This window comes from Neohoeflea coraliihabitans (genome assembly GCF_019334345.1).
Taxonomy (GTDB): domain Bacteria; phylum Pseudomonadota; class Alphaproteobacteria; order Rhizobiales; family Rhizobiaceae; genus Pseudohoeflea; species Pseudohoeflea coraliihabitans.
On the sequence record NZ_JAHWQX010000001.1, the window covers coordinates 921,813 to 945,569 of the forward strand.

The window sequence follows — 23,757 nt, forward strand, 5'->3', positions numbered from 1 at the left end:
GTACGCTTGCACTCAACTTCGCGCAAAAGCACTTTAATCTTAGGGTTAAGGCCTGCTTTGCAGCGTGGCCGACGCTGCCGGCAATGTGGCTACTGATTTTTGCGCGCCCGCGCCCGCGCCCGCATCTTCATGATCGCTGCATTGACCTCGGCACCGAAGATGAAGATCACGGCGATCATGTTGAGAAACACCAGAGCGACGACGATCGAAGCCAGCCCGGCATAGGTCGCCACATAGGTGCCGAGCGCCTGCAGATACCAGGCAAACAGCAGCGCTCCCGCACTCCAGGCGACAAGCGTGACAATAACGCCCGGCAGCACATCGATCACGCGCCGTTCCCCGGCCGGCAACCATTTATGGGCGATGATCATGCCGATCACCAGGACGACGATGGCAATGACGATCCGCCACTGATCGAAAGCCGTGATGATCTCTTCAAGCAGCGGAAAATACTGGCGCGCCAGCTTGACGACCACCGGCCCCAGCACGACGAGAAAGCTGACCGCGACAACCGCCAGCACCGCCATAATCACGAATCCGACACTCTGCAGGCGGGTCAGATACCAGGCGCGGTTGTCAATCATCCGGTACGCCCGGTTGAGCGACATCCGCAACGCCTCAACACCATTGGCCGAGAAAAACAGCGCTGCCAGCACCGACAAGGTCAGAAGGCCGCCCCGGTCCACCGTCAGCACCTCGACCAGTTCGTTGGCAATCGGCGTCGCGATTGCCGCCGGCCAGGTGTCGAAAATCAGATGCGATACCGTTTCGGAATAGGCGCTGGCGCCGAGGAAGCTGGCCAGGGCCGCTCCGAATATGACAAATGGGAACAAGGCCAGCAAAACCGACATCGCCACATGGCTTGCCATTGCCCAGCCATCATCATTGTTGAAATGGTAGATGGCGTCCCAGATCACCGAAAGCGTACGTTTCATAGAGGCGGTATTTCCTTCAAGCATGTCCGGTGAAGATCTTAGATGGGATTCTGTCCCGCAATGAACAGGTATTGCGAAATGTCGATAACACACCGAAAGCCGGTCATTCTCATCACCGGCTGCTCAAGCGGCATTGGCGCCCATTGCGCCCGCCGGCTGCGTGACGATGGCTGGCACGTGATCGCCTCCGCCCGCAAGCCGGAGGATCTTGACCGATTGCGCGCCGATGGCTTCGAGGCCTTCGCGCTGGATTACGCCGAGCCGCAATCGATCGCCGCCTTCTTCGAGGCGGCCATGGCCGCCAGCGGCGGGCGCTGCGACGCATTGTATAATAATGGCGCGATCAGCCAGGTCGGCGCCGTCGAGGATCTGCCGCCGGCAGCCCTGCGTCACCAACTCGAGGTCAATCTCATCGGCTATCACGATCTGACCCGCAGGGTGATCCCGGTCATGCGGGCCCAGGGGTCCGGCCGTATCGTTCAATGTGCCTCGGTTCTCGGACGTATGCCGGTGCGCTGGCTCGGTGCTTATACCGCCTCCAAATACGCTCTCGAAGGGTTGACCCTGACGTTGCGCATGGAACTGGCCGGCAGCGGTATTCACGTCAGTCTGATCGAGCCCGGTCCGATCGAATCGAACATCGCCACCAATGCTCTCGGGCATTTTCAAGACAACATCAACGCGGAGCAATCGCCGCACGCTGCCGACTACGCCAGCCGGATCGACCGTCTGCGCGGCGGCACGCTGTCAAGCGATAAGCGCCTGCTGCGCCGCTCCAAGACTGGCCCGGAAGCTGTCTACAAGGCCGTGCGCCGTGCCCTGACGAGCGCTGCGCCGCGCCCGCATTATCCTGTCACGCTCGAAGCCCGCATCGGCCTCATCGCCCAGCGAGTGCTGCCGTCTGCCCTGTTTTACCGCCTGCTCGCCCGCTCATCGTGAGCGGCGCGGCTTCCGCCATCGCCACCTTGCGGCGGCGATGCACCTGTGCCATCTGAAAGCTGCGAAAGGACGTTTATGTCGACCTTCACCTATTATCTGGCCATCATCGTAATGTTCGCCGTCGCCGTTGTCCTCGTGCGCGGTCTGATCAACATGGCCCGCGGCGGCAGCGGAAATGCCTCGAACAAGATGATGCAGATGCGCGTGCTTCTGCAATTCGTCGCCATCGTCCTGATCGTTGCCACGATCTGGTTGACCGGGGCCGGCCGCTGACGGAGGCTTTATCGATGGTCAAGCTCAACAAGATCTACACCCGCACTGGCGATGATGGCACCACTGGCCTGGTCAGTGGCGCCCGCCGGCTGAAATGCGATTTGCGCGTCAAAGCCTATGGCGCCATCGATGAAACCAATGCGCTGATCGGCATCGCGCGTCTGCACAGCGCCGATCAGCCCGACTTCGACGCCATGCTGTCGCGCATTCAGAACGATTGCTTCGATCTTGGCGCCGACCTTGCCACACCCGAGCCGGAAGCGGACGCTGAACCGCAATGGCAGCCCTTGCGCATCATCGATCATCAGGTCGAGCGTCTGGAGGCGGAGATCGACCGGCTCAACAAGGATCTCGAACCGCTGCGATCCTTCATCCTGCCGGCGGGAACGCCGCTTTCGGCGCATTTGCATCTGGCGCGCACGGTGGCACGGCGTGCGGAACGCGATGTTGTTGCCTTGCAGCAAGCCGGTGGCGAGCACGTCAATCCTGCCGCCCTGCGCTATCTCAACCGCCTCTCGGATTTTCTCTTTGTTGCGGCCCGCTGGACCAATGCCAAGGGCGCCGAAGACGTTCTCTGGGTGCCGGGCGACAATCGCTGAGCGGCAGTCGCCGGGCGAAACAATGGGAAGCTCCGATGTTCGTGCCCCTGCATGACCGCAACAGCCTCAAACACATCCGTCTGCAATATGTCACCTGGCTGCTTATCGCCGTCAACGTGATCGTCTACCTGCTGACCACTCTGGCCGGTCCTGACAGCGGCTTCGCCCAGGCGGCGATGCTCAGCTACGGCTTCATTCCCTCAGTGGTCAATGACCTTGCCGAACTGCCGCCGGAATTCGTCGTCATTCCGGAAACGCTCAGCTACGTCACCTACGCCTTCCTGCATGCCGATATTCTGCATCTTGGCTCCAACATGCTGTTTCTCTGGGTGTTTGGCGACAATGTCGAAGATGCGCTCGGCCACATCCGCTTTCTCGCCTTCTATCTCATCTGCGCTGCCGCGGGGGCCGCCGCTCACAATCTTCTGCTGCCCGCCTCGATCGCCCCTTTGATCGGCGCTTCGGGCGCCGTCGCCGGTGTCATCTCGGCCTACCTGATCCTGCATCCGCGGGTTCGCGTCTGGATCCTCGTGCTCGGCCGCATTCCGTTGCCTCTGCCCGCCTACATCCCGCTGCTCTTCTGGATCGGCATGCAGGTGTACATGGTCATTGCCGACCCGGACGGTGAGGTGTCCTGGGCCACCCATCTCGGCGGCATCCTCGCCGGTGCCGTGCTCGTCGTCGTCTTGCGGCGCCGCAGCGTGCCATTGTTTGACCGCGCCCTCGAGAGCCCCCGCGCCGTCGTGCATACCGAAGGGCCACCGCCCTTGCCGGGCCGCCCGGCGCCTTCCGGGCCGCCGCCGCTTCCGCGGTCGGAATCTACAAGGGGCACTGATCCTCGCGGTACTGGTCGTCGCGGCACCGGGCGCCGCGTGCGCTGGGGACGTTAGGTCCGAACACCGGCATGAGCGCCGCGTGCCGAGCACATCCACCTATGGCAGCGATTGGCAGGGGCACGGTTTCGGTTGAAATTGCGGCAATTTCGTCTATCCCTGTCGCCGGAGACTTCGGGCTGGGCCCTGCAGACCAATTTCGGCCAGGCCGAGCATCTGCTCGCACCGCGGCGACACAGAATGAGGAAGCTGACCTATGAAAATTTTGGTGCCTGTAAAACGGGTGGTTGATTACAACGTCAAGATACGCGTCAAGCCGGACGGTTCGGGCGTTGAACTCGCCAATGTCAAGATGTCGATGAACCCGTTTGATGAGATCGCCGTCGAAGAGGCGCTGCGCCTCAAGGAAGCCGGAAAGGCCGAGGAAGTGATCGCCGTGTCGATCGGCGCTGCCAAGTCCGAGGAAACGCTGCGCACCGCGCTGGCGATGGGGGCCGACCGCGCCATTCTGGTCGAAGCCGACCAGCCGGTCGAGCCGCTGGCCGTCGCCAAGATTCTCAAGGTGATCGCCGAGGAGGAGAAGCCCGATCTCGTCATTCTCGGCAAGCAGGCCATCGACGATGATTCCAATCAGACCGGCCAGATGCTTGCCGCTCTTCTCGGCTGGGCGCAGGCCACATTTGCCTCGAAGCTCGAACTGGGCGATGGCAAGGCCGACGTTACCCGCGAGATCGACGGCGGTCTGCAGACCATTTCCGTCAAGCTGCCAGCCATTGTCTCCACCGACCTGCGCTTGAACGAACCGCGCTATGCGTCGCTGCCGAACATCATGAAGGCCAAGAAGAAGCCGCTCGACAAGAAAACCGCCGCAGATCTGGGCGTCGATGTCGCTCCGCGCCTCGAGATTCTCAAGACCGAGGAGCCGGAAGGCCGCAAGGCCGGCATCAAGGTGGAGACTGCCGCCGAGCTTGTCGACAAGCTGAAGAACGAAGCCGGCGTATTGTAAGCTTTGCGATCCTTCTTTCGCCCGGGTCGAGCCTGCCGCTCGCCGGCGCAAACCGGAGACAATGAATGACCATTCTTATCCTTGCAGATCATGACAATGAAAACCTGTCCGACCAGACCGCCAAGGCGGTCAGTGCCGCTGCCAAGATCGGCGGCGACCTGCATGTCCTGGTCGCCGGCAAAGACGCGGGCGGTGTCGCCGAAGCGGCCGCCAAGCTCGATGGCGTCAGCAAGGTGCTCAGCGCCGATGACGATGCCTATGCGCATGGGCTGGCCGAGCCGGTTGCCGACCTGATTGTCAAACTCGCCGGCGACTACGACGTGCTCCTCGCCGCGGCCACCACCGCCGGCAAGAATGTCATGCCGCGCGTTGCCGCCCTGCTCGACGTCATGCAGCTTTCGGATGTGCTGGAGATCGTCTCCGCCGACACCTTCAAGCGGCCGATCTATGCCGGCAATGCGATCCAGACGGTCAAGTCGGGCGAAGCCAAGAAAGTGATCACTGTTCGCACGTCCGCCTTCCAGGCTGCTGGTGCGGGCGGTTCGGCCTCGGTCGAGACAGTCGAATCCGCCGGCGATCCCGGCCTGTCGAGCTTCGTGCGCGAGGAAATTGCCGAAAGCGACCGGCCGGAACTGACATCGGCAAAGATCATCATCTCCGGCGGTCGCGCCCTGGGATCCGCCGAGAAGTTCGAATCCGTCATCCTGCCGGTTGCCGACAAGCTCGGCGCCGCTGTCGGAGCCTCCCGCGCCGCCGTCGATGCCGGCTACGCGCCCAACGACTGGCAGGTCGGCCAGACCGGCAAGGTCGTCGCCCCGGATCTTTACATTGCCTGTGGCATTTCCGGAGCCATCCAGCATCTCGCCGGCATGAAGGATTCAAAGGTGATCGTCGCCATTAACAAGGACGAGGACGCACCGATCTTCCAGGTTGCCGATTACGGCCTGGTCGCCGATCTCTTTGACGCACTGCCGGAATTTGAAAAAGCTCTCTGAGCTTTTTCTTTGCCGCGGTATAATCTTCGAGTGGCCGGGCTGGACGTCTGCATCCCGGCCCTTTAGCTTGCCGATGCCCTCCGAGACTGCGGGCGTCCATCTGAATGCGAGACCCAGGCGATTTCAATGGCAAATCAGATCAGAAGTGTTGGCGTGGTAGGCGCGGGCCAGATGGGCAGCGGCATTGCCCATGTTTGCGCCATGGCCGGGTACGAGGTGCATGTCTACGACGCCGCCCCCGAAAAGCTGCAGACCATGCATGCGACCATTTCCGGCAATCTGGCGCGGCAGGTCTCCTCCGGCAAGGCCACCGATGAGGAACGTGATGCTGCCTTGGCGCGCATCAAGCCCGCCGCCGAGATCAGCGATCTGGCCGGCATGGATCTGGTCATCGAGGCCGCCACCGAAGATGAAACGGTCAAGCGCAAGATATTCCAGCAGCTCTGCCCGGTCCTCAATCCCGAAGCAATTCTCGCCACCAACACCTCTTCCCTGTCGATCACCCGGCTGGCCGCCAGCACCGATCGCGCCGAACGGTTCATCGGCATCCATTTCATGAATCCCGTGCCGGTGATGAAGCTTGTCGAACTGGTGCGCGGCATCGCCACCGAGAACGAGACCTTTGAAACCGCACGCGCCTTTATCGACAGTCTCGACAAGACGATCACCGTTGCGGAGGATTTTCCCGCCTTTATCGTCAACCGCATACTTCTGCCGATGATTAACGAGGCGATCTACACGCTCTATGAAGGTGTCGGTTCGGTCGAGGCCATCGACACGGCGATGAAGCTCGGTGCCAATCACCCGATGGGCCCGCTGCAACTGGCCGATTTCATCGGTCTCGACACCTGCTTGTCGATCATGCAGGTGCTCTATGACGGTCTCGCCGATTCCAAGTACCGGCCGTGTCCCTTGCTCGTCAAATATGTCGAGGCCGGATGGCTTGGCCGCAAGTCAGGCCGCGGCTTCTACGATTACCGCGGCGACACGCCGGTACCGACGCGCTGAGACCGGCGCCGTCGCAATCAGGATTGCGGCGTCCCGGCTTTCAATTGCGCAATCAGCGCCTTGGCATCCGGGCTTGCCCATTCGGCCGGACCATTCATTACCCCGAGCAGGCAGCCATCCGCGCCGACAAGCAGCGTCGCCGGCAGCCCGAAGGCCAGTCCTCTTTTTTTCAGGATGTTGAACACATCCATCGTCGCATCACGGTAAAGACCGAGATTGCTTACTCCGATCTCATCGAGAAACGCTTCCGGCTTTGATCGGTCGCCGGTGTCGATATTGATTGCCAGCACCTGGAAATCGTCTCCGCCCATCTCCTCCTGCAATTGCGCGAGAGCCGGCATCTCGGCGCGGCAAGGCGCGCACCAGGTGGCCCAGAAATTGACAAGCAGAGGCGTGCCTGAGAAATCGTCGAGCGAGCGTCGCTCTCCGGCGCTGTCATCAAACGTCAGTGGCGGCAGAGTGAGCGCGGGCTCGCGGATGTCCATCGCCGCCACCTCGCCGCGCGCCAGCGGTTCCAGCGCCGCACTCAGTGCATCGTTGCCCGTGCAGCTCGCGCTGTCGTCGGATGCGACAACCGGCGCGGCCACGCCATTGCCAGAGGGCGGGCCCATCCCGTATACCCACCACACGCCCGCCGCGGCGCCCAGAACAATGGCGATCGCCACCAGCACGGGCGTTGGAATATGGCGCGATCTCGCTGAACTCATGTGTCACTCCGGGACTTCTTCATGACTGATAAAAACAATTCCGACGCCTCCAATCAGATGTGGGGCGGCCGCTTTGCATCAGGACCGGATGCTATCATGGAAGAAATCAACGCTTCCATCGATTTCGACCGCACTCTTTTTCGTCAGGATGTCCGCGGCTCGCTCGCGCATGCCAACATGCTGGCCAATACCGGCATTATCACGTCCGAGGACCGCGACAAGATCGCGCAGGGACTGAACACCATACTTGGCGAGATCGAGAACGGCACCTTTATCTTCTCACGCCGCCTTGAAGACATTCACATGAACATCGAGGCGCGGCTGTCCGAGTTGATCGGCCCGGCCGCCGGACGTCTGCACACGGCCCGCTCGCGCAACGATCAGGTGGCGGTCGATTTTCGCCTCTGGGCCAAGGAAGAGCTGCAGCGCACGGAGACAGCACTGACGGGCCTCATCGGCGCGTTTCTCGATCAGGCCGAAGTGCATGCCGACACGGTGATGCCGGGCTTTACCCATCTGCAGACGGCGCAACCCGTCACCTTCGGGCACCACTGCATGGCCTATGTCGAGATGTTCGGGCGCGATCGCTCGCGCGTTCGCGACTGTATCGAGCGCATGGATGAAAGCCCGCTTGGCGCTGCAGCGCTGGCCGGCACCGGCTTTGCCATCGATCGCCATCAGACGGCGGAATCGCTCGATTTCCGTGAGCCAACCCGCAACTCGATCGATTCCGTCTCGGATCGTGATTTCGCGCTGGAGTTCCTGTCGCTGGCCGCAATCTGTGCGACGCATCTCTCGCGCCTTGCAGAGGAAATCGTCATCTGGTCGACACCGCAATTCAACTTCGTCCGCCTCTCGGATTCCTTTTCGACCGGCTCGTCGATCATGCCGCAGAAGAAGAATCCGGACGCTGCCGAACTGGTGCGCGCCAAGACCGGCCGCATCAATGGCGCCCTGGTCGCCCTTCTGACCGTGATGAAGGCGCTGCCGCTCGCCTATTCGAAGGACATGCAGGAAGACAAGGAGCAGGTCTTCGACGCCGCGGCCAGTCTCGAACTGGCGCTCGCCGCGATGACCGGAATGCTGCGCGATCTGACCGTCAATGGCGCAGCAATGCGCGCTGCGGCAGGCTCCGGATATTCAACTGCCACCGACCTCGCCGACTGGCTGGTTCGGGAAGCCGGCCTGCCGTTTCGCCAGGCCCATCACGTCACCGGCCGTGCGGTCGCACTTGCAGAGGAAAAGGGTCTCGACCTTGCCGCCCTCGATCTGGCCGATCTGCAAGCCATCGACGCGAAGATCACTGCCGCGGTGTTTGACGTGCTGACTGTCGATGCCTCGGTGCGCAGCCGCACAAGCTTCGGCGGCACCGCCCCCGATCAGGTGCGCCGGCAGATCGCATTCTGGCGCAGTCGGTTGTAGCATCGATGCAGGGTCCCCGCGGTCACCGGCCCGGCGTCGCTCATCCATCCCGAACTTTCTGGGGTGCACAAACGGTGAAAAACGGCTAAGAGGGCATCGATCGATGGTTTCAGCGCAGCACCCGGGACGGAACGGATGACCACCCGCAGATTGACGACTTCTCTGACTCTCCTGCTCGTGGCCGGACTGGCGCTGAGCGCTTGCGGCCGCAGGGGCGATCCCATCACACCAAGTGCGGCACGGGCCGAAGCGGCGGGCAACGCCGAACGTCCCGCCGAGGAGCGGTATGAAGCGCCCGACCGCCGTTTCATTCTGGACGGGTTGCTCGATTAGCGCCGCCATCTGTTGAGGATCAGCCTCTCGTGAACCATTTCGAATATCGCGAAGGCATTCTCCATGCCGAGAATGTCAGTCTGCCTGCCATCGCGGCTGAGGTCGGCACGCCCTTCTACTGTTATTCAACAGCCACGTTGCGCCGCCACTACACGGTGTTCGCCGCGGCATTCGCTGATCTCGATTCGTTGGTCTGCTATGCCATGAAGGCCAACTCCAACCAGGCGGTTCTGACCACCCTCGCCCGTCTCGGGGCCGGCGCCGACGTTGTCTCCGAAGGCGAATTGCGCCGCGCCCTGGCCGCCGGCATTCCTGCCGACAAGATCATGTTCTCCGGCGTCGGCAAAACCGCGCGCGAGATGGATGCGGCGCTGGAAGCAGGCATCTTCTGCTTCAATGTTGAATCCGAACCGGAATTGGAACTGCTGAACCAGCGCGCTCTGGCTCTCGGCAAGGTGGCGCCGGTCTCGTTCCGCATAAATCCCGATGTCGATGCACGCACCCACGCCAAGATCTCCACCGGGCGCAAAGAGAACAAGTTCGGCATTTCCTGGGAACGCGCCATCGAGGTTTATCGTCGCGCTGCCGAGCTGAAAGGCGTTCACGCCATCGGCATCGATATGCATATCGGCAGCCAGATCGTCGATCTCGATCCGTTCGACGATGCCTTGACGCTGATGGTCGAACTGATCGGCATTCTGCGCGCCGAGGGTCATGAGATCAGTCACATCGATGTGGGCGGCGGCCTTGGTGTCCCCTACCGCGATGACGCCACCGTGCCCCCCGATCCGGTCGCCTATGCCCAGATCATCAGGCGCCATCTCGGCGATCTTGGCTGCAAGGTCATCTTTGAACCGGGCCGGCTCATCGTTGCCAATGCCGGCGCGCTGATTTCCGAGGTGATCTACGTCAAGGACGGCGGCGAAAAGACCTTCGTCATCATTGACGCGGCGATGAATGATCTGATCCGCCCAACCCTTTACGATGCCTGGCACGAAATCCGCCCGGTCCGCCTGCAGGCCGCCAATCAGCCCTGGATGCGTGCCGACATCGTCGGTCCCGTCTGCGAAAGTGGTGACTATATGGCGCTCGATCGCGAGGTGCCGAAGATGAAGGCGGGTGATCTGATCGTTGTCGGATCCGCCGGCGCCTATGGTGCCGTGCAGGCGTCGTCCTACAACACGCGCCCGCTGGTGCCCGAGGTTCTGGTCGATGGCGACCGCTTTCACGTCATCCGTGCGCGCCCGACCTATGAAGCCATCATAGCGGCGGATTCGATGCCTGACTGGCTTTAGACACACCGGACCGCCAGCCGTCACTTTTCCGCGATCCGCCTCGTCAAAGCCGCAAAGGATGCTATCCTCGTTGCGACACGACAACGGAGAACGGGATGGCCGACACCCGCACCCCGGGGACCGTGACCGGTTCCGACCGGCAGCCGCCCCGCAGACCTGCAACGCCTGACGCGTCGAAAGCACTTCGCCATGACGACACATTGGGCCGGCGCATCGGCTGGGCGCGCTGGCGCATGCGCCTTGTCATCCTCAGCGAGACGTTGCTCGGCCAGCTCGCACTGCCGCTGGCGCTGCTGGCTCTGTTCTGTGCGCTGGCCTGGTTCAATGTCTTTCAGCTCATTCCAAATTGGGCACGCCTGGCAAGTCTGACTGCACTGGCTGCCGCACTGATTGCCGCGCTCTGGCCGTTGCGTCGCCGCCCTTCCCCCGCAGCGCAAACGATCGACCGCCGTCTCGAAAGCACCAACCACATCGCGCACCAGGCGCTCCGTGCCCGGGACGATGCCCTTGCCAGCGACGATCCCTTCGCGCAGGCCCTGTGGGACGAACACCGTCGGCGCCTGGCGGCCGATATAGACCGGCTGGCCACCGGCGCGCCGCGCTCTGATCTGCCCGCCCGCGACCCCTACGGTCTGCGCGTGCTTGTCGCGCTCCTGTTCGTCACCGGTTTCGCCTTTTCGTTCTCAAGTCAATCCGGGCGGCTTGCCGACGCATTCAAAAGCCATGCATCTGCCGAAACCCGCGATATCCGCATTGATGCCTGGATCAGCCCGCCGCCCTATATCAACGCCGCGCCCGTGTTTCTGACCGGCGACGCCACGAACTCGCGCGGCAGCAGCGAGGCCGTGTCGGGCAGCGAGATCACCGTGCGCGTCGGTGCAGATGCCGATCGCGTTGATGTCCGCTATGGCGATCAAGACGATCTTGTTGTGGACCTCGAACCGGCCACCGCACCCGCCCCCGGCAGCGGAACCGACACGGCGCGATCTGCCGCCACCGCCAGCGTCTACACCTTCAAACCGCAGGGCTCCGGTACACTCAGCGTCGAAGTCGCCGGCTCAGAGCGCAGATGGCACGTCAACCTGATAGCTGACCGGCCGCCGCAGGTTTCCTTCGCCGAACCACCCCGCCGGGCCGTCAACGGGGCACTCGATACCGACTATACGCTCAGCGATGATTTCGGCATCGTCGAGGCTTATGCGGAGATCATTCCCGCCATTGAGCAACGAGCGGAGGCGGTCCCGCTCTACGATCCGCCGGAATACCGCCTGACGGTACCGCGGCGCGGCACGGAGGATCATCGCGCCGCCACCAGCGTCGATCTCACCGCTCACCCGCTGGCGGGCCAGCCGGTGCGCTTGACCTTGGTCGCCACCGACGGCGCTGGCCAGACCGGCCGCAGCGAGACCATCGAGATGACCCTGCCGGCGCGCCGTTTCAACGAGCCTCTGGCCGCCGCGGTCGCGGAACACCGAAGCATTCTGGCGCTTGATGCGCACCAGCTGCCCCGGGTGTTCGCGCTGCACGACGCATTGCGGGTTGCGCCGGAGGAAACCATCCCCAACCTCACGCACTTCCTGTTGTACAGCTCGGTGCGCGGCCGGCTTGAAACGGCGCGAACGACAGACGATCTGCGCGCCGCCCTCGATCACATGTGGGGCGTTGCCCTGGAGATCGAGGATGGCGATCTGTCCGTTGCGGCGCGGCGCTTGAGCGAGGCGCAGAAAGCCCTTGCCGAAGCTCTCGAGAATGGTGCTTCCGATGCGGAGATCGCCCGGCTGATGAATGAATTGCGCGAGGCCATGCAGGACTATCTGTCCGAATTGGCGCGCCAGGCGCCACCGTCGCAGCCAAACGCAGGCATGAACCAACAGGCGCAGAACATGCTGCGTCAGCGTGATCTCGACAACATGCTTGATCAGATCGAAAACCTTGCCCGGTCGGGCGCCCGGGATCAGGCCCAGCAGATGTTATCCGAACTGCAGCGCATGATGAACAATCTGCAGGCCGGTCGTCAGCCGGGCCAACAGGGGCAGCAGCAGCAAAATCCGATGCGGGAACAGATGGACAAGCTCGGTGAACTGATGCGTCAACAGCAGCAATTGATGGATCAGACCCTGCAATTGCAGCAGCGTCAGAACAACCGCGATCAGCGCCAGCAAGGGCGCGACCAGCAGGGCCAGATCCAGCCCGGCCAACAACCGGGGCAACAACCGGGCCAGCAACCGGAGCAAAGGCCCGGGCAGCAGGGCGAAGGGCCGTCGCTTCAAGAGCAACTCGATGCTTTGGGGCAAAGCCAACAGGCGCTGCAGGACCAGCTCGAAGCCCTGCGCGAGGCCCTCGAAGGCATGGGCATGCAGTCCCCCGAAGGCTTCGGCGAGGCGGGCACCGCGATGGGTGACGCCACCGGCAATCTTCAGGGCGGCGCTCCGGGCGAGGCCCTCTCGGACCAGGGAAGGGCGCTCCAGGCCCTGCGCCAGGGCGCCCGGCAGATGATGAACCAGATGATGCAGGCGATGGGCACGCAGCCCGGCGGGCCCGATGGCGAGGGCATGCAGGGAGCCGGCGGCCAGGGTGCCGATGGCCGGGATCCGCTCGGTCGGCCGCGTGGCAGCAATGGTCCGGATTTCGGAGCCAATGTCAAAGTGCCCGACGAAATCGATGTCCAGCGCGCCCGCGAGATTCTCGAGGCCATCCGCGAGCGTTTGGGAGAGCGCCTCTCGCCGCAGCTCGAAAAGCAGTATCTCGAACGGCTTCTCGAATTGCAGTAATGGACTACAGCGCCTTGTGCGCGGTGCTTCTGATCGAGGTGTCGGTTGCCCTGGTTAGCTCGCGTCGCCGCGGACAACACCGACAAACGGCAACTCGCGAAAGGCGTAAGCCACATCCATGCCATAGCCGACCACGAAATAGTCCGGACATTCGAACCCGACATACTCCGCCGTAAGTTCGCCCTCGCGCTTGCAGCTCTTGTCGAGCAATACCGCCAGTTCGACGCTGCGCGCGCCGCGCTCAAACATCAGGTCGCGGGCAAAGCGCAGTGTTCGGCCAGATTCGAGAATGTCGTCGATCAACAGCACATCACGGCCCGCAACGTCACTGTCGATATCCTTGATGATCTTCACGCCTTGGCTCGTCGTTCCCTTGCCGTAACTCGACAGAGTGATGAACTCAACTTCCGGCGCCAGGCCGGCTTGATGCAGCGCACGGATCAGATCGGCAGCAAAGATGAACGACCCCTTCAGGATCGAGATGACCAGAAGATCGGTTTTCGGCTGGCGGGCAATAGCTTCTGCCATGGCGCCATTGCGTTCGGCGATCTGCTCCGGTGAGAACAGTGTCTCGATCTGTTTGCCGCGAACGACCTGCATGGGGTACCCTTTTCCTTCCAGCCACTACGCCGGGCAAACTAGAACGAGACGCAGTTGAATGGAACTGTTTCCTCATCACTCCCCTGGAAGTTTGCAACAGCCGTCTTGATCAGTCACCGGCGCGGATCATCAGGATAGAGCCGGCGCGCTCGATGCGCGGTGGTCGCGAGGCCACATTCTCGGCTTCCTCGGTCAGAGCCGGCATCACCCGCTTCTCCGGTACTGACCCGGCTGCCGACGGTCGCACAGCCGGCTCGACGCTGCGCTGCAGCGCATCCCGCACCAGTGCTGGCGGGTGGTTCGCCTGGGCTGGCGCCGCCATGGTTTGCATGAGCAATGGGGCCGCCGGCTCGCGCTCAAGCATCGCCGGGCCTTGCGCGGCTGATTGCGAGAACCAATAAAATCCCGTCGAAACTGCGGTGAGACATCCAAGCACCATAACCCCGATGCCGACGGCAAGTCCTGCCGACCATCGCCGGTGTGATCCTGCAGCTCGGCCAGGCGCGAAGATCGCGCCGCGACCGGTGCCAGCGTCCGAGGGGCCTGTCTGCCGCATCGGTTCCACCAACACTGGCGGGACCGAGTTATCCTGACCGGATGAAATGGTTTCGAACTCCGCGTCCTCAACCAGGTGACGTGGCCCTGCGCCGCCGCGCTCGGACCGTCTTCTTTCCGGCCGCAGCAGCTCATATTCCGGCTCTTGGCCGCCCCTTTGACGCGCTGCGCTATAGCTTGTGGCGGACGCACCGCGCATGTCGCTCTCCATGTCCTTGCCGAGGCAAACCTTTCGAAAACGTAAAGCCAAGAGGTTAACGCTTGGCAAACATGCCCGTCCCCATCGCCCTTTTGCTGCCCGAATTTACCTGCCATTAACCATAGGGTAAGAGGGTGCCGGCTTCTGCTGGTCGCGCACTGCCGGCCGTGGCACGCAGCAAGTTGCCGGTTGGCAAATGGCGGCAGCATCGGGTATGGCCGGCGACTGCCGCACAGTCGCACTCCGATAACCGATAGGCCGGGAGAGAAGACAAGGTGATTCACTTCGAGAATGTCGGTTTGCGCTACGGGATGGGACCGGAAGTCCTGCGCGACCTGACGTTCGATATTCCGAAGGAATCCTTCCAGTTCCTCACCGGACCGTCGGGTGCAGGCAAGACCACCCTGATGCGTCTGTTGTTCATGTCGCTGCAGCCGACACGCGGCCTTGTCCGCACATTCGGCCGCGACATTTCGACCATCGGCAAGGAGGAGCTGCCGCTCCTGCGCCGCCGAATCGGCATCGTGTTTCAGGATTTTCGTCTGCTCGATCACCTGACGACCTATGAAAACGTTGCTCTGCCGCTTCGCGTGCGCGGCAAGGAAGAGGCAAGCTACCGCAACGATGTCATCGAGTTGCTGCGCTGGGTCGGCCTTGGGGAGCGCATCAATGTCCTGCCGCCGGTCCTGTCGGGCGGTGAGAAGCAGCGCGTTGCCATTGCGCGTGCGCTGATCGACCAGCCCCAGCTTCTATTGGCCGATGAACCGACCGGCAATGTCGATCCGCCGATGGCGCGGCGCATCCTCAGTCTGCTCGTTCAACTGAACCGTCTTGGCACCGCCGTCGTTATTGCCACGCACGATCTCAGCCTGATGGACCGCTTCGAGGCACGCCGCATGATTCTCGCTGACGGACGGCTGGAAGTCTATGACTGACCGCCCGACATCCCCACTCCCGGCGGCAGGGCCCGGTCGTGGCGGGCGCCAGCGCGCCAGGACCATAGCTCAGATCCGCGACGGCAACCGCGATGAGCCGGGCGACAGTCATGCCGCTGGCGGCACCGCCGGTTCCGGGGACGGACGCGTGCCCCCTTCCGCGCCTGACAGCCAATCCTCCGAACAGCGGCAGCGTCCGGTCGTTCTGCGGCCGACAGCGCCGATCGTCCCGGCGGGCAACATCTCCGGTCGCGCCCTGATCCTCGTCATCGCCATCATGTCGTTTCTGTCGTGCCTGACGGTCGGCATCACGACCATGGTTGTCGCCACGGCCGAGAGCTGGCAGAGCCAGATTTCACGCGAGGTCACGATCCAGATCAAGCCGGCCGAGGGCCTGGATATGGACGCCGCACTGCAACAGGTGCGCTCGGCGGTGATGGCCGTGCCCGGTGTCACAACGGCCACTATCGTCGATCGGGCGGCGACCGAGCGCCTTCTTGCGCCATGGCTCGGTGACGGTTTCGACATCGACACGCTGCCGGTGCCGCGGCTTGTCATCCTGTCGGTCGGCGGAGAGACGGCGCCCGATTATGAGCGCCTGCGCCAGGTCCTCGCGGACACCGTGCCCGAGGCGGTGCTGGACGATCACCGCACCTGGACCGACCGTCTGGTGGCGATGGCGCGCACCATGAGCCTGTTCGGCTTTCTGATCCTCGGATTGATGCTTGCGGCCACCGCCCTGACGGTGATTTTCGCCACCCGTGGCGTCATGGCCGGCAATCGGCACATCATCGAAGTGCTGCATTTCGTCGGCGCCGAGACCGGCTTTATCGCCGGTCAGTTCCAGCGCCGCTTCTTTTTGATCGGGCTGAAGGGCGCAGCCATCGGCGGCGGGGCAGCCACCCTGCTTTTCGCCGCCCTCGCCATCTGGCAGACCTTCACGCGCGCCACACCGCTCAACGATCAGGCTACGGCCCTGTTCGGGCAGTTTCTGCTGCCGGCTGGCGGGTATCTCGGTATTGCGCTGGTTATTCTGATCATTGCAGCCATGACCACGCTGACATCACGCTACACCGTCATGCGCGCCGTGCGTGAGATCGACCGCCTTCGCGCCGATCCATCCCTTGTCGGAATTTCCTGACCGGCGCCGCGATTCCCCCTCGGAAAGCGGGGGTTAACACCGGTGATTGCCTCTTTTCAGCCGGAAATCTGACTGGTACTTGCCCGATTCTCAGGTTAGTTTCATTAAATGAGCTATGAGACTGTTCATGAGCCGCCCTTGCCGCGGACATCGACAGGCCCTGCGCGTCGCCTGCGTCGCGGCGGTCGATATACCTTGTTCGTTCTCATCGCGCTTCTCGCCGCGCTGCTGCTCGCCACCATGGTCGGTTTCTTCCGTTTCACCGAGCGCGTCGCCCATCTGCCTCTGCCGGTCGATATCACCTCCAATGAAGCGATCGTCGCGCTGACGGGAGGCTATCAACGCATCGACAAGGCTCTGGAACTGCTTGAAGATGGCGTCGGGCAACGGCTGCTGATCAGCGGCGTCAATCCGGCCACCTCAGGCGCCGCCATCAAGAAGGCCACCGGGGCCAGCGAACGTCTCTTCGATTGTTGTGTCGATATCGGCTATCAGGCCATCGACACCATCGGCAATGCCAATGAAGCCGCCAACTGGATCCGCAAGAACGGGTACCGCCGTGTTCTCGTGGTCACCAACAACTATCACATGCCGCGCAGCCTGCTCGAGCTTGCAGCCGTCAGCCCGGAGGTCGAGTTCACCGGCTATCCTGTCAGCCACACCGACTTGCGGACCGAGGATTGGATTTCCGATCCGATGGCCATCCAGACCCTCCTGACGGAATATTTCAAATACGCCTTGGCGCAACTGCGCAGCCTGACCGGAGCGGTCGCCGGCGATGGACTGCGTGCCGATCTTCCTGAGGCCGGGCCGGCTGTTACCGCCTCTCTGCTCAGGCCCCAATGATGTGCCCCAAGGTGTGAGAGCCAAGGATATCGGCACGGATCACGATTGACCGAAACCTGACCCTGACGCTAAGTGCCGGAGTGCTCTTCTTCGCCGCCAAGGCGCTAAGAGGTGCAAAACGGGGACCCCGCCATACATGATTGTTCTGCGCTCGATCATCTTCAACATCGCCTTTTATCTCAATCTCATACTGCGGATGATCATTTTCAGTCCCTATTACTTCCTCGCCGAGCGCAAGAAGGCCTGGCGGGTGCCAAAGGAATGGGCGATGTCCAACCACCGCCTGCTCGAAAAAATCGTCGGCACGACCTTTGAGATCGAGGGGTTGGAAAACCTGCCGAAAGAAGGCGGATTCATTTTCGCCGCAAAGCACCAGTCCTTTTGGGATGCCTATGCGCTGCTGCCCTGGATCGAGGATGGCGTGATCATTCTCAAGCGCGAACTGACCTGGATCCCGCTGTTCGGGCAATACATCACCAAGATGAGAATGATCCCGATTGATCGCGGCGCCCGGGGCAAGGTGATGAAGCATGCGGTCAATCGCACCCGCGCCGAAATGGAAGCCGGCCGGCAGCTGATCATCTATCCGGAAGGGACCCGCCGCCCGGTTGGCGCCGAACCAAGCTATCGCTATGGCATTGCCAGGCTGTACCGCGACCTGCGCGTTCCAGTCGTGCCCTGCGTCATGCATCCGGGCCTGTTTTGGCCACGCCGCAAATCCATGCGCTATCCCGGTCATTTCAAGGTGCGCATCTTGCCGGCCATTCAGCCAGGGCTCGACCCGGATGTCTTCTTTGCAAGGCTGATCAGCGGGATGGAGACCGCCAGCGACGCGCTTTTGCTGGAAACCGTGCGCGCCAATCCGCAGGTTCCGCTTACCCCGCTCGCCCGCCAGAAGGTCGCTTCACTCGAAGCAGCCGCAAAAGAAAGCGGAACGACGCAGCCCTGATCAAGGCGAACCGGGCGCTGCCTCAAGCAGTCGCGCCAGCGATTCCAGGCTGCGATCGCGTATGCCGAGACCTTTCAGATGCTCGACCGTGTTGATCACATAATCTGAATTCGGTCCCGACATGCCCTGCGCCCCGACGATCATTTGCGCCGCCTGCGGTACGGGCAACCGACCGGCATATTGGTGGTGCATGCGGTCGACCACGAAGGCGACCGCTTGTACCGCTTCGCCGTTTGCGAGCTGGATGTTACGCACCGTCTCCTTGTAGACATGGGTCACCAACTCACGCTCACGCAGATAGGCAAGCACCGTTTCGCGCTCGTCACCCGCCACGCGAAATGCCAGACCGACACATGAACCGCCGCGATCGAGCCCCAGCACCAGGCCGGGGTGGTCGACCGTACCGCGATGCACATGCGACAACACGCAGAGGGAACGGTGAAATCCGTTCAGCCGCGCCCGCGAGGCGTCGGTGTAGACAAAGCCCGGTCGCCACATCAGCGATCCGTAGCCAAAGACCCATAAATCCGCCATATCACCATTCAAACAGTAGCCAGCCCGGCACCAGCCGCGCGCATCACAACGGAGTGCACAATGCCCGATCAGCGACGCGACGCAACCCGCAAACCGTCGGCCGCGCGGAAGATTGCCTGGCTTGGGGTCGTCGTCCTTGTCGCCGTCGTACTCTATGTCGGTGCCTGGTTCTTCATCGCCGCGCGCATCGAAAACAGCCTGCCGGACTTTTTTGCACAGGCGCAAAGCGAAGGTATTTCGCCGCGCTGCGACAATGCCGAAGTGCGCGGTTTTCCCTTCCGGCTTGGCCTGTTTTGCAACGGTGTGGCGGTCGAATTCGAAGAATCCGCGACGACCGTCTCCGCCGGCCCGGTGCGCTCTCTGGCGCAGGTGTACAATCCGCGCCACATCGTCAGTGAGATCGACGGTCCGCTGACGATCAAGGGCACGGCCGGCCTGGACCTGGTACTCGACTGGCAGCTCCTGCACATGAGCACAGTGCTCTCTGGCAATGGGGTGAATCGCGCTTCCGCCGAGGGCGTCAATATCAGCTTGAGTGGCGACAGCCCGGCATTTCCGGTGCGCCTCGACGCAACGGCAGAACGCGTCACCGCGCATGCGCGAGCCAATGAAGGCGATCTCGACGTCGTCATCACCGCCGACGGTTTCACTTCACCGCTCGCACTCAATGCCCGCCGTATCAATTTGGAGGCCACGGTCGAAAATTCAGCATCCTTTCTGCACGGCGAAGAGCCGGATCTGCGCGGCAAGACAATTCATCTGCACGGCTTGCGCTCGGAACTGGACGGGGGCGGAGCCGCTTCACTTTCTGGCATCGTCTCGATCGATCGACAGGGGCGCGCCAGCGGCGACTTGCAGCTGCGCCTCGAACAACCGGCGGCGGTGCTGCAGGCCATCGCGGTACTGCGGCCGGAACTGGCTGAAGACATCAACCGCTACGGCGGTCTGGTCACGGCGTTAGACACGGAGCCCGGTGATGGCTCCGACACCATCACCGTTCCTCTCACCCTGCGTGACGGCAATGCCTCGATCGGATTTCTCAATCTCGGAACGGTGCCGGCGCTCTGACCGACAGCCGGTCAGTCCTTCTTGCCGATCCGGCCGAAATCCGGGGCCGAAATATCCTGCCCGGCCTCGACGATCGAACGGCGAATGCTGCGCGTGTGGCTGAAAATGTCGAACAGCTTGTCACCGTCGCCCCAGCGGATCGCGCGCTGCAGAGATGACAGATCCTCGGAGAACCGCGCCAGCATCTCGAGGATGGCATCCTTGTTATGCAGGCAGACGTCGCGCCACATGATCGGATCGGACGCCGCCAGTCGCGTAAAGTCGCGAAAACCGGACGCCGAATATTTGATCACCTCGGATTTGGTAACCGTTTCCAGATCATCGGCGGTGCCGACGATGTTGTAGGCGATGATGTGCGGCAAGTGCGAGACGATCGCCAACACCATGTCGTGATGATCCTTGTCCATCTGCTCGACGGTCGAGCCGCACGCCTCCCAGAAACGGGTCAGGCGTGCCACCGCGTCAGGCTCGACACCCGGTTCGGGAGTGAGAATGCACCAGCGCCCCTCAAACAGCGTGCTGAAACCGGCGGACGGTCCTGACTGCTCGGTACCGGCAATCGGATGCCCCGGCACGAAGTGAACGTCGGCCGGCAGATGCGGCGCCATTTGCCGCACCACCGACGCCTTGGTCGAGCCGACATCGGTGACCGTGGCGCCGCTCTTCAGCGCCCCCGAAATCTCTTTGGCGACGCTTTCCGAGGCGCCGACGGGAACCGAAACGATCACCAGGTCAGCATCGCGCACCGCTTCGGCCGCCGCCGTCGAATAGCTGTCGCCCAGCCCCAGTCGACGCGCTTCATCCAATGTCTCCGCGCTGCGCGTGGCAATCGAGATCTCGTTGCCAAGTCCCTTTTCGCGGATCACGCGCGCCAGCGACGAGCCGATCAGACCGATGCCGATCAACGCGATCCTGTCATAAATCGGGGTCGCCATCATGCCTCCATGAAGGCGCTGAGCGCTGCAATAACGCGGCGATTGGCCTCCTCGCTTCCAACTGTCATGCGAAGAGCATGCGGCAGTCCGTAGCCGCTGACGCGACGCAGAATCAGTCCCTGCCCTGTCAGAAATTTATCCGCCTCGGCGGCGGTCTTGCCCTCGGTCTCTGGAAAATGGATCAACAGGAAATTGGCCACCGAGGGCGTGACTTTGAGACCGATCTCTTCAAATGCACCCCTTAGACGGGGCAGCCAGACCTCGTTGTGCGCCACCGCGCGCTCGACATGCGCCCTGTCGCCGATCGCCGCACTTCCGGCCGCAATTGCGAGCGCATTGACGTTGAAGGGTCCGCGCACCCGGTTGACGGCGGCAAGCACCGCCTCCGGGGCATACATCCAGCCGATCCGGAGCCCGGCCAGGCCGTGGATTTTCGAGAATGTTCGCGTCATGACCACATTCTCGCTGCTCGCCACGAGCTCGATACCGGCCTCATAGTCGTTGCGGCGCACGTATTCCGCATAGGCAGCATCGAGCACCAGCAGCACATCCTTCGGCAGTCCGGATTGCAGTCTCCTGATCTCCGAAAATGGCAGATATGTGCCCGTCGGATTGTTCGGATTGGCGAGAAACACCAGCTTGGTGCGCTCCGTCACCGCCGCGAGGATCGCATCGACATCCGCCGTCAGATTGCTTTCCGGGACCACCACCGGCACAGCGCCGGCAGCCGTGATCTGGATGCGATAGACGAGAAAGCCGTGTTCGGTGAAAATGCCTTCCGAGCCGGGTGACAGATAGGTCTGGCACAACAGCCCGAGCAGTTCGTCCGATCCGTTTGCGCACAGGATGCGCTCGGGGTTGAGCCCGTGCGCGCGTCCAATGGCTTGTCGCAATTGCTGCGCCGACCCGTCCGGATATAATTCCAGATGCGCTGCCGCCGAAGCAACCGCTTCCGCCACTGCGGGGCTCGGACCAAGCGGCGTTTCGTTCGACGACAGCTTGTAGATTTTCGCCACGCCGGGCGCGCTTTCACGCCCTGGCACATAGGCGGCGATATCCATGATGCCGGGATTGGGTTGGGGGCGGTCGGGGCGTGTCATGGCTGCAAAGTCCTGGTGGCCTGAATGCCCGGCGGCATAGCCCTTCACGCCGGAATTGTCGAGTGCTGCGGCAAGGGGCGGCGCGGGCCGATGGTCCGTACCGGATGGCGACCCGCACCTTGCGCGGTCCTCTGGCTTTGCAATGGGGTGTCAGGAACCGCCAGGCTGACGCACCCGAGTCGGCTGCGGCGACAACACCGGCACGAACACCCGCCGCGAGGACCGGGCCGCGATCGGCAGTCCCTGATACAGTCGCTTCTGAGCCTCAACGATGATCACGCCCGAAAACGCCGGCCACAGGCGCCGCCCGATCCGCTCCAGCCCCATGCGCAGGCGGCTGATGGCCGGCAACCGGCTCGGCGGGAAGAACAGGGCCTCGGCAAGGCCGCCCGGCGTGAAGTTCGTCTCGCGCAGCAGCCGCGTCATCTGGCCGCGAGAATAGGGTCGCCCCGCACCGAAGGGCGTATGTTCGAAGCGCGCCCAAACGCCGCGTCGGTTCGGCGCGACAACGATCAACCGCCCACCGGGAGCCAGCACCCGCCATACCTCCTTGAGGGTCTCGCGCGCATCCTCGGCAAATTCAAGCGAATGCACCATCAGCACCCGGTCGATCGAGGCATCCGGCAGCGGCAATTCCTCGTCAAAACACAGGATCGCCGCCGAGGCTGTGCTGGACGGCCAGTTTACCGCCCCCTGGCCGGCCGGCATGAAGGCGAAAACCCGCTCCGCATCAGGCCCGAACCGATCGAGATAAGGCACCGCATACCCCATGCCGACCAGACGTTCGCCCGGCAGATTGGCCCATAAAGTGCTCAATGCCATGCTGATTGCCTGCGCCGCCTGCTGGCCGAGCCGTGAGTGGTAGAATGCCCGCAAATCAACAATATCGGTGTGCATTCCGGGAACCTAGACCCGCCCACCCACAGCGGCAAGGGTGACGGAGGCCATTTCCGCCGCTAGACTCCGCCGAGCCAAAGGGGGGAATGAAGCCATGAGTACGTTGATCATCGAACAGTTTGCCTGCCGGCAGGACAATTACGGCGTGCTTGTTCACGACCCGATGACCGGCGACACGGCAGCAATCGATGCGCCCGATGGCACCGCCGTCTTGCGCATGGTCGAGACGACCGGCTGGGACCTGACCGATCTGTGGATCACCCACCATCACCCTGACCACGTCGAGGGTATTCCGCTGATCCGCCAGAAGCTTGACCCGAAAGTGGTCGGTCCGGAGCCGGAAGCCGGACGCATCGCCGGTCTGGACGAGACCTATGGCGAAGGCGACAGCTTCACTTTTTCCGGGCGGCAGGTCGAGATCTTCCACACCCCGGGCCATACGCTGGGACACATTTGCTATCATATTCCCTCGGAAAAGCTGCTGTTTGCCGGCGACACGCTGTTCGCTCTCGGCTGTGGCCGCCTGTTCGAAGGCACGCCCGCCGACATGTGGAGCTCCCTGCAGAAGCTGATGGCCCTGCCCGACGACACGACGATTTACTGCGGCCATGAATACACGCTCGCCAATGCCCGCTTCGCGATCAGCGTCGACCCGGAAAATCCCGCATTGACCGACCGCTATGAGCGCATCGTAGAGATGCGCGAGAACGATGTGCCGACGCTGCCGACCGCCCTCGGCTATGAGAAAAGAACAAACCCGTTCCTGCGCGTCGACGATCCGAAAATTCGCGCCGGCCTGGCGATGCAGGATGCGACCGACCTTGAGGTCTTCACCGAACTGCGCCGCCGCAAGGATTCGTTCTGAATGCCCGAGGCGGCGCG

The 23,757-nt window shown here is 62.7% G+C and carries 25 protein-coding genes; 17 read left to right on the forward strand and 8 right to left on the reverse strand.

Annotated features, from left to right (window positions below):
* Positions 1-89: 89 nt before the first annotated feature.
* Positions 90-935 (reverse strand): YihY/virulence factor BrkB family protein, encoded by an 846-nt coding sequence (locus KY465_RS04370; protein ID WP_219200220.1) that lies wholly within the window; start codon positions 933-935, stop codon positions 90-92.
* A gap of 78 nt (positions 936-1,013) precedes the next feature.
* Here KY465_RS04370 and KY465_RS04375 point away from each other — a divergent pair, with 78 nt between their 5' ends.
* From KY465_RS04375 to KY465_RS04405, 7 genes are all read left to right on the forward strand, one after another.
* Complete coding sequence (locus tag KY465_RS04375) at positions 1,014-1,874, forward strand: SDR family oxidoreductase (protein WP_219200222.1); 861 nt, start codon at positions 1,014-1,016, stop codon at positions 1,872-1,874.
* Positions 1,875-1,949: 75 nt separating this feature from the next.
* Positions 1,950-2,147 (forward strand): twin transmembrane helix small protein, encoded by a 198-nt coding sequence (locus tag KY465_RS04380; protein ID WP_219200224.1) that lies wholly within the window; start codon positions 1,950-1,952, stop codon positions 2,145-2,147.
* 14 nt (positions 2,148-2,161) lie between these two features.
* Positions 2,162-2,746, forward strand: a complete 585-nt coding sequence (locus tag KY465_RS04385; RefSeq protein WP_219200225.1) for a cob(I)yrinic acid a,c-diamide adenosyltransferase — start codon at positions 2,162-2,164, stop codon at positions 2,744-2,746.
* 35 nt (positions 2,747-2,781) lie between these two features.
* Complete coding sequence (locus KY465_RS04390; protein ID WP_219200227.1) at positions 2,782-3,636, forward strand: rhomboid family intramembrane serine protease; 855 nt, start codon at positions 2,782-2,784, stop codon at positions 3,634-3,636.
* A gap of 199 nt (positions 3,637-3,835) precedes the next feature.
* Positions 3,836-4,585 carry an electron transfer flavoprotein subunit beta/FixA family protein gene (locus KY465_RS04395; protein ID WP_219200228.1) on the forward strand — a complete coding sequence of 250 codons (750 nt, stop codon included), beginning with the start codon at positions 3,836-3,838 and terminating at the stop codon, positions 4,583-4,585.
* Between the two features lie 65 nt (positions 4,586-4,650).
* Complete coding sequence (locus tag KY465_RS04400; RefSeq protein ID WP_219200231.1) at positions 4,651-5,580, forward strand: electron transfer flavoprotein subunit alpha/FixB family protein; 930 nt, start codon at positions 4,651-4,653, stop codon at positions 5,578-5,580.
* A 126-nt stretch (positions 5,581-5,706) separates the two neighbouring features.
* Complete coding sequence (locus KY465_RS04405; RefSeq protein ID WP_219200233.1) at positions 5,707-6,588, forward strand: 3-hydroxybutyryl-CoA dehydrogenase; 882 nt, start codon at positions 5,707-5,709, stop codon at positions 6,586-6,588.
* Between the two features lie 17 nt (positions 6,589-6,605).
* Here the strand turns inward: KY465_RS04405 and tlpA are convergent, their stop codons facing one another.
* A complete protein-coding gene (gene tlpA / locus KY465_RS04410; protein WP_219200236.1) occupies positions 6,606-7,295 on the reverse strand; it encodes a thiol:disulfide interchange protein TlpA in 690 nt (229 codons plus the stop codon).
* A 21-nt stretch (positions 7,296-7,316) separates the two neighbouring features.
* Between tlpA and argH the strand changes: the two genes are divergently transcribed.
* The 4 genes from argH (at position 7,317) to KY465_RS04430 (ending at position 13,116) form a co-directional block, all read left to right on the forward strand.
* A complete protein-coding gene (gene argH, locus KY465_RS04415; protein ID WP_219200238.1) occupies positions 7,317-8,717 on the forward strand; it encodes an argininosuccinate lyase in 1,401 nt (466 codons plus the stop codon).
* A gap of 135 nt (positions 8,718-8,852) precedes the next feature.
* Positions 8,853-9,050 carry an LPS translocon maturation chaperone LptM gene (gene lptM / locus KY465_RS04420; protein WP_219200241.1) on the forward strand — a complete coding sequence of 66 codons (198 nt, stop codon included), beginning with the start codon at positions 8,853-8,855 and terminating at the stop codon, positions 9,048-9,050.
* 29 nt (positions 9,051-9,079) lie between these two features.
* Entirely contained in the window at positions 9,080-10,345 is a 1,266-nt protein-coding gene (lysA, locus tag KY465_RS04425; protein ID WP_219200243.1) for a diaminopimelate decarboxylase, read from the forward strand.
* 95 nt (positions 10,346-10,440) lie between these two features.
* On the forward strand, positions 10,441-13,116 hold the full coding sequence (locus tag KY465_RS04430) for a TIGR02302 family protein (RefSeq protein ID WP_219200245.1): 2,676 nt from the start codon (positions 10,441-10,443) through the stop codon (positions 13,114-13,116).
* A gap of 54 nt (positions 13,117-13,170) precedes the next feature.
* Here the strand turns inward: KY465_RS04430 and hpt are convergent, their stop codons facing one another.
* Together hpt and KY465_RS04440 are read right to left on the reverse strand one after the other, a co-directional pair.
* Positions 13,171-13,716, reverse strand: a complete 546-nt coding sequence (gene hpt / locus KY465_RS04435; protein WP_219200246.1) for a hypoxanthine phosphoribosyltransferase — start codon at positions 13,714-13,716, stop codon at positions 13,171-13,173.
* Between the two features lie 109 nt (positions 13,717-13,825).
* Positions 13,826-14,047, reverse strand: coding sequence for a hypothetical protein (locus KY465_RS04440; RefSeq protein WP_219200247.1), 222 nt, complete (start codon positions 14,045-14,047; stop codon positions 13,826-13,828).
* A 698-nt stretch (positions 14,048-14,745) separates the two neighbouring features.
* Between KY465_RS04440 and ftsE the strand changes: the two genes are divergently transcribed.
* The 4 genes from ftsE to KY465_RS04460 all read left to right on the forward strand — a co-directional run bounded on the left by ftsE (position 14,746) and on the right by KY465_RS04460 (position 18,341).
* Positions 14,746-15,405, forward strand: a complete 660-nt coding sequence (ftsE, locus tag KY465_RS04445) for a cell division ATP-binding protein FtsE (RefSeq protein ID WP_219200248.1) — start codon at positions 14,746-14,748, stop codon at positions 15,403-15,405.
* Entirely contained in the window at positions 15,398-16,546 is a 1,149-nt protein-coding gene (locus KY465_RS04450; RefSeq protein WP_255561428.1) for a cell division protein FtsX, read from the forward strand. Before ftsE ends, KY465_RS04450 begins: the two co-directional genes overlap by 8 nt.
* Positions 16,547-16,654: 108 nt before the next feature.
* The gene (locus KY465_RS04455) at positions 16,655-17,392 is read left to right on the forward strand and encodes a YdcF family protein (RefSeq protein WP_219200249.1); all 738 of its coding nucleotides are present in this window, start codon (positions 16,655-16,657) and stop codon (positions 17,390-17,392) included.
* 136 nt (positions 17,393-17,528) lie between these two features.
* Positions 17,529-18,341, forward strand: coding sequence for a lysophospholipid acyltransferase family protein (locus KY465_RS04460; RefSeq protein ID WP_219200250.1), 813 nt, complete (start codon positions 17,529-17,531; stop codon positions 18,339-18,341).
* On the opposite strand, the gene KY465_RS04465 is transcribed toward KY465_RS04460, so the two are convergent.
* A complete protein-coding gene (locus KY465_RS04465; RefSeq protein WP_219200251.1) occupies positions 18,342-18,875 on the reverse strand; it encodes a gamma-glutamylcyclotransferase in 534 nt (177 codons plus the stop codon). It abuts the gene before it with no gap.
* Between the two features lie 60 nt (positions 18,876-18,935).
* On the opposite strand from KY465_RS04465, the gene KY465_RS04470 reads away from it, so the two are divergent.
* Positions 18,936-19,943: a DUF2125 domain-containing protein gene (locus KY465_RS04470; RefSeq protein ID WP_219200252.1), complete on the forward strand. Its 1,008-nt coding sequence runs from the start codon at positions 18,936-18,938 to the stop codon at positions 19,941-19,943.
* A gap of 11 nt (positions 19,944-19,954) precedes the next feature.
* Here the strand turns inward: KY465_RS04470 and KY465_RS04475 are convergent, their stop codons facing one another.
* The 3 genes from KY465_RS04475 to KY465_RS04485 all read right to left on the reverse strand — a co-directional run bounded on the left by KY465_RS04475 (position 19,955) and on the right by KY465_RS04485 (position 22,875).
* Complete coding sequence (locus KY465_RS04475) at positions 19,955-20,878, reverse strand: prephenate/arogenate dehydrogenase family protein (protein WP_219200253.1); 924 nt, start codon at positions 20,876-20,878, stop codon at positions 19,955-19,957.
* Positions 20,878-21,978 carry a histidinol-phosphate transaminase gene (gene hisC / locus KY465_RS04480; protein ID WP_219200254.1) on the reverse strand — a complete coding sequence of 367 codons (1,101 nt, stop codon included), beginning with the start codon at positions 21,976-21,978 and terminating at the stop codon, positions 20,878-20,880. The genes KY465_RS04475 and hisC overlap by 1 nt, the downstream gene beginning before the upstream one ends.
* Before the next feature lie 150 nt (positions 21,979-22,128).
* Positions 22,129-22,875 carry a class I SAM-dependent methyltransferase gene (locus tag KY465_RS04485; protein WP_219200255.1) on the reverse strand — a complete coding sequence of 249 codons (747 nt, stop codon included), beginning with the start codon at positions 22,873-22,875 and terminating at the stop codon, positions 22,129-22,131.
* A 94-nt stretch (positions 22,876-22,969) separates the two neighbouring features.
* On the opposite strand from KY465_RS04485, the gene gloB reads away from it, so the two are divergent.
* Complete coding sequence (gloB, locus tag KY465_RS04490; RefSeq protein WP_219200256.1) at positions 22,970-23,740, forward strand: hydroxyacylglutathione hydrolase; 771 nt, start codon at positions 22,970-22,972, stop codon at positions 23,738-23,740.
* Positions 23,741-23,757: the final 17 nt, after the last annotated feature.